The organism is Vibrio sp. 10N.222.46.A1 (assembly GCF_041473595.1).
In the GTDB taxonomy this organism is placed as follows: domain Bacteria; phylum Pseudomonadota; class Gammaproteobacteria; order Enterobacterales; family Vibrionaceae; genus Vibrio; species Vibrio tasmaniensis_A.
In genome coordinates, this window is the sequence record NZ_JBFRSN010000390.1 from 1 (window position 1) to 4,661 (window position 4,661).

The following is a 4,661-nucleotide window of genomic DNA, read 5'->3' on the forward strand; positions in this document are numbered from 1 at the left end:
ATTTTTCCCTTACATTTATTTTTAGGTAGATATCAGTATGAAGAAGTTTCTTTTCGTTGTGACTCCTCTTTTCGCGTTAACTGCGTGCGGCAGCGTTGCCATCATGGACAAATCAGATGCGGTTAATCAGCAGCCAGAACTCATGGTTAAAACTGATGGTGATTTTTGGGGGTTAGGACAAGAAGGGACGTTTGATATTGCAGGTATGTACCAAGGTAAATATAGCCGAGATTCATCAGGTTCAACATGGTTTGAGACTGTTTCATTCAAAGAGGGTGAGCTGGCTGCTGAAATCACTAGAGTCGATAATGGCCAAGTGTGGAACTTAGTCTGTTCTGGCGGTGGCACTTCAGTTAACTACATGGGTGTTGATTTTGGTGGCAATAAACCTTACCGCTGTTCTGTATCTCAAAGCAATGAGAATATAGGAGAGTTCGTTTTAGAGCCTCAATCTGGGATGATCAGTGTTAGCTTAGAAAAGAAAGAAGCTGGCTATATCCGAGTTGGGGCGAATAAATATGACGTAGAAACTGTCCATTCAAGTAAAGACCTTTTAATGTCGGTAGAAAAACCACTAGGGTATAGCTTTAAAAAAGCTTCTAAAGAAATAGCGGCTGCACAGACAAATGGAATGATAACGCTACAGATGTTACCTGAACTTAATGAAGCGGAAAAAGACACATTAGTTATCGGTACCATCGCTAGCGCACTGAGCTGGCGTCCGGAAGAGTAAAATACAATATATAACTTTTAATCGAACTTACTTTTGTACTTGTTCTGATAAAACTTGCTCTATGAGTTTTGAAAGCCAGTTTGTTAAAGGTGAGTTTCGATTTTTAATGTGTATATAACTATAGACCGGAGTTTTCAGCGTTTTTCCGTCGACTGAGACATCTATCCCGCGTAATGTCGGATAGTTTTCTACTGGGAAAAGGTTGGAATGGGGCATGTACATATCAGTATGTTGAATGACATCGATTAGAGCCATGACCAATTCGCTGCGAAAACCGATACGATGCTCGATGGAAAGGTCGGTTAGAATCTGAGACGCTAAGCTAAAATTGTCATTCCAACCTGGCGTTACTAAAGATGCGATTTCGTACCCTGCCATGTCATATGGAGTCACGGTGTTTTGCTTTAAAGGGTGATCTTTCCTAACAAATATACGTCCTGTTAATTCAATGAGCTGCCTTGTATAGACTTCTTTACTTGTCTTTTCCCCTAAGTAGCTTACTCCCATCAAAACCTCATCTTTTTGTATATCTGAGACAGACGAGTTTGACCATGGAACAAGCTTTAGTTTAGCGTTTGGTGCTTGCGCTTTTATATCTTTAAAAAGTGAGCCAGACAGACAAGAAAGCACCACTGGAGATAGGGCTATTTTCAACGTGTAATCGATCTCTTTCGGATCAAAAGTGTTTGATGTATTAACCGCGATAGATAGACCGTCCATGAACGGTTTTATTTGATTGGTGAGCTGCTCTGAAAATGCCGTAGGTTGTAAGCCTCCATGAACCTTTACGAAAAGGTCATCGTTGAAGTGGTGTCTTAGCTTTTGTAGGGCTTGGCTAACCGCTGGCTGAGAAACGAATAAACGTTCCGCAGCCTTTCTGGTGTTTTTTTCTTGATAAACAATAAGAAATGTTCGTAACAGGTTTAAATCAAGAGAGCTGAATAAGTCTTTAGCCATATCTGTCCATGAAAATTTTCTGTGCTATTAACTCTAATATACGCCAGTCCGCTAGATTCGTCAGCGTGGTTCTCTGGATTTGTGTTAGTGACGATTACCCTAAGCGGTGAGGGCAGCTCTCACATTGGATATCTTATTCGCATTAGTTACTGGTATCTGATAATCATCAACATCATTACTGCCCATTTGAGCGCTTGAATTGCTTTCCATTAGGCTGGGTCTTGTCGATTTACCTGAAAGGTGAAGTGCAGGTACTTGGGTGGAGCTTTGAATCATTTTGGCATTCGTTGCGTTGACGCCTGCACCAGCCATTATATCGATTCTGCCATCGGCTTGTTTGACCATATCTGCGAGCACATTGATGCCTTGCTCTGCATTAATAGCAAGCCCTGACGTCAGGATTCTTTCACATCCAAGCTCAATAATCTGCTCTAACGCTACTTTATAATCCTGAAGCTGGTCGATTGCACGGTGGAAGGTGATTGCTAGTTTGAGTTGGTGAGCCTTGCTTGAGAGAATTTGCATTGCAGACATATCAATCTCACCATCAGGTGTTAGTACACCCAGAACGACGCCATTCAACCCTGCTCTCGCACAAGCTTCAATATCTTCCAGCATACAGAGTATATCGTCATAATCGAATATGAAGTCACCTTGTCTCGGTCGTATCATGGCATAAACTGGTACGGACGAAATTTTTGCCGCTTGCTTCATCATTCCGAAGCTTGGAGTTAACCCGCCAAGTGCTAATGAAGAGCAAAGCTCAATTCGATTCGCGCCACCAGATAGTGCGTTATATAGAGATTCTAAGTTATCGATACAGACTTCAATTTCGGTGTTCATCGTATTTATCCGTTCAAAAAGATACGGACGAAATCATAACAACCTAGATACGGATATGAATAGGTGGTAGCAGAGGAAAATAGGGGTAAAGTTTGTTCTTGTAACTGCCTCTATTAAATGTTGCAGAGGCGGTTTGGGTAGATAATTGTCGTCGGAGAGAGATGAAAAAAGCCCGAAGCGTTAACTTCGGGCTTTTAATAGGACTTTACTTCTTAACTGATTGGCGGTGCGCTTTGCGCTATTAGCTTATGCTTTATTTCTCTTTATAGAGAGTCTTCCAACCATTAACCCGCGTTGAGTTCGGGCTTAAGAGGTAATTACTTGCTTAGGTCGTCAGCGTGCTCAGATAGGAATGCAGCAACACCTTGTGGAGATGCGTCCATACCTGATTTACCTTCTTCCCATTGTGCAGGACATACTTCACCGTTCTTCTCGTGGAAGTTTAGTGCGTCTACCATGCGTAGCATTTCGTCGATGTTACGACCTAGTGGAAGATCGTTAACTACTTGGTGACGTACAAGGCCGTCTGCGTCGATTAGGAAAGAACCACGGAAAGCAACGCCTGCTTCTGGGTGCTCAACATCGTATGCTTTGCAGATTTCGTGCTTAACGTCAGCAATTAGAGGGTATTTAACTTGACCGATACCGCCGTCAGCGATAGCAGTGTTACGCCATGCGTTGTGAGAGAATTGAGAATCGATAGAAACACCGATTACTTCAACGCCTTTAGCTTGGAAATCTTCTAGACGGTTGTCGAAAGCGATTAGCTCTGAAGGACAAACGAAAGTGAAGTCTAGTGGGTAGAAGAAAACTACCGCTTTCTTACCTTTAGTGAATTCTGCGAAGTTGAAGTTATCAACGATCTCACCGTTACCTAGAACAGCTGCTGCAGTAAAGTCAGGGGCTTGACGACCTACTAGTACCATTTGGAATCTCCTAAAAAATTAGTTGGCCCAACACATCTTTGTTTGGGCTCCGTTTCTACGGGACAAACTATAGTACAATCGGTACTATAGAAAAAAGCGAATTAAATAGATTAAGTTAATCGAAAAAAGCGATAAGCTTATTCTTTGTCCGTTCCTTAGGTCAAATGACCTTCACTTAAGTTATCCTACTCATATTTCAAAGTAATTTCATGAATAAATGGCCAAGTCTTAAGCAACTTCACTATCTTGTTACTCTTCACGAAACTCGCCACTTTAGCGACGCTGCGGATCGCTGCTTCGTGAGTCAATCGACACTAAGTAAAGGCATTCAAAACCTGGAAGAACTCATTGGTTGTCCTCTCTATGAGAAGAAAGATAAAAAGAGCCCATTGGTTTTCACTCAAGCGGGTGAGCTGGTGGTTAAGCATGGTCGAGAGTTACTGGCGAAAGGGCAAGACTTGGTTGAGCTCGGAAATCTATGTAATGGAGACGCGATGCAAGGGCAGTTGCGAGTAGGGTGTATTCCTACTATTGCTCCATTCCTATTGTGCGATTTGGTACAAGAAGCGAACCAACGTTTTCCACAGTTGAACTTGTTGTTACGGGAAGACACGACAACTAACCTATTGGCTGCGTTGCGTCATGGTGAGTTGGATGTACTGATTCTGGCTTTGCCTGTCGATATCGACAACATGGAGAGCAAAGTTGTTGGGCAAGACCCTTTCAGAATGGTAATCAGCCGCAATCAAGCCGATGGTATTCGTGTTCCGATTAAATATGATGACCTGCCAGACGAATCTGTATTCTTGTTGGAGAACGAGCACTGCTTAACCGAGCACGCGGTATCAGCTTGTAAGCTAACCGACAAAGAGAAGATAAACCCGTTCACCGCCACAAGCCTACATACGTTGGTACAAATGGTGGCAAATGGTTTAGGAACCACCTTTATTCCACAAATGGCGATCGATCATGGTTTGTTGCAAAATCAGAATTTAGTGGTGATTGACCCTCCCGGTCAACAAGCTTATCGCGATATAGGCCTTGTATGGCGACCAAGCTCGTCACGTCTTGAAACCTTTCATCAGTTAGCTGATGTAGTCTCAGAATTGCTTTAAAAAACTAGAAAGTAAAATTCAAAAGAAAAAGAGCAGCTATTTGGCTGCTCTTTTTGTTTGTTTATTTGAGAAGAAAAACAAACAAAT

At 42.4% G+C, this 4,661-nt stretch carries 5 protein-coding genes; 2 read left to right on the forward strand and 3 right to left on the reverse strand.

The genetic code is table 11. The annotated features are described in order from the left end of the window. The first annotated feature begins 37 nt into the window (after positions 1 to 37). Positions 38 to 733 carry a hypothetical protein gene (locus AB4496_RS12380; RefSeq protein WP_009848272.1) on the forward strand — a complete coding sequence of 232 codons (696 nt, stop codon included), beginning with the start codon at positions 38 to 40 and terminating at the stop codon, positions 731 to 733. A gap of 27 nt (positions 734 to 760) precedes the next feature. Here AB4496_RS12380 and AB4496_RS12385 read toward each other — a convergent pair whose 3' ends face one another. The 3 genes from AB4496_RS12385 to AB4496_RS12395 all read right to left on the reverse strand — a co-directional run bounded on the left by AB4496_RS12385 (position 761) and on the right by AB4496_RS12395 (position 3,459). Next, positions 761 to 1,690: a LysR family transcriptional regulator gene (locus AB4496_RS12385; protein ID WP_009848273.1), complete on the reverse strand. Its 930-nt coding sequence runs from the start codon at positions 1,688 to 1,690 to the stop codon at positions 761 to 763. A gap of 99 nt (positions 1,691 to 1,789) precedes the next feature. Beyond that, on the reverse strand, positions 1,790 to 2,533 hold the full coding sequence (locus tag AB4496_RS12390) for a copper homeostasis protein CutC (RefSeq protein WP_009848274.1): 744 nt from the start codon (positions 2,531 to 2,533) through the stop codon (positions 1,790 to 1,792). A 317-nt stretch (positions 2,534 to 2,850) separates the two neighbouring features. Beyond that, positions 2,851 to 3,459 carry a peroxiredoxin C gene (locus AB4496_RS12395; protein ID WP_009848275.1) on the reverse strand — a complete coding sequence of 203 codons (609 nt, stop codon included), beginning with the start codon at positions 3,457 to 3,459 and terminating at the stop codon, positions 2,851 to 2,853. A gap of 209 nt (positions 3,460 to 3,668) precedes the next feature. On the opposite strand from AB4496_RS12395, the gene AB4496_RS12400 reads away from it, so the two are divergent. Beyond that, positions 3,669 to 4,574 (forward strand): hydrogen peroxide-inducible genes activator, encoded by a 906-nt coding sequence (locus tag AB4496_RS12400; RefSeq protein ID WP_009848276.1) that lies wholly within the window; start codon positions 3,669 to 3,671, stop codon positions 4,572 to 4,574. Positions 4,575 to 4,661: the final 87 nt, after the last annotated feature.

Coding starts and splice junctions, on each gene's coding strand:
- AB4496_RS12390 (WP_009848274.1), bottom strand. CDS start 2,533: ATGAACACCGAAATTGAAGTCTGTATCGATAACTTAGAATCTCTATAT.
- AB4496_RS12400 (WP_009848276.1), top strand. CDS start 3,669: ATGAATAAATGGCCAAGTCTTAAGCAACTTCACTATCTTGTTACTCTT.
- AB4496_RS12395 (WP_009848275.1), bottom strand. CDS start 3,459: ATGGTACTAGTAGGTCGTCAAGCCCCTGACTTTACTGCAGCAGCTGTT.
- AB4496_RS12380 (WP_009848272.1), top strand. CDS start 38: ATGAAGAAGTTTCTTTTCGTTGTGACTCCTCTTTTCGCGTTAACTGCG.
- AB4496_RS12385 (WP_009848273.1), bottom strand. CDS start 1,690: ATGGCTAAAGACTTATTCAGCTCTCTTGATTTAAACCTGTTACGAACA.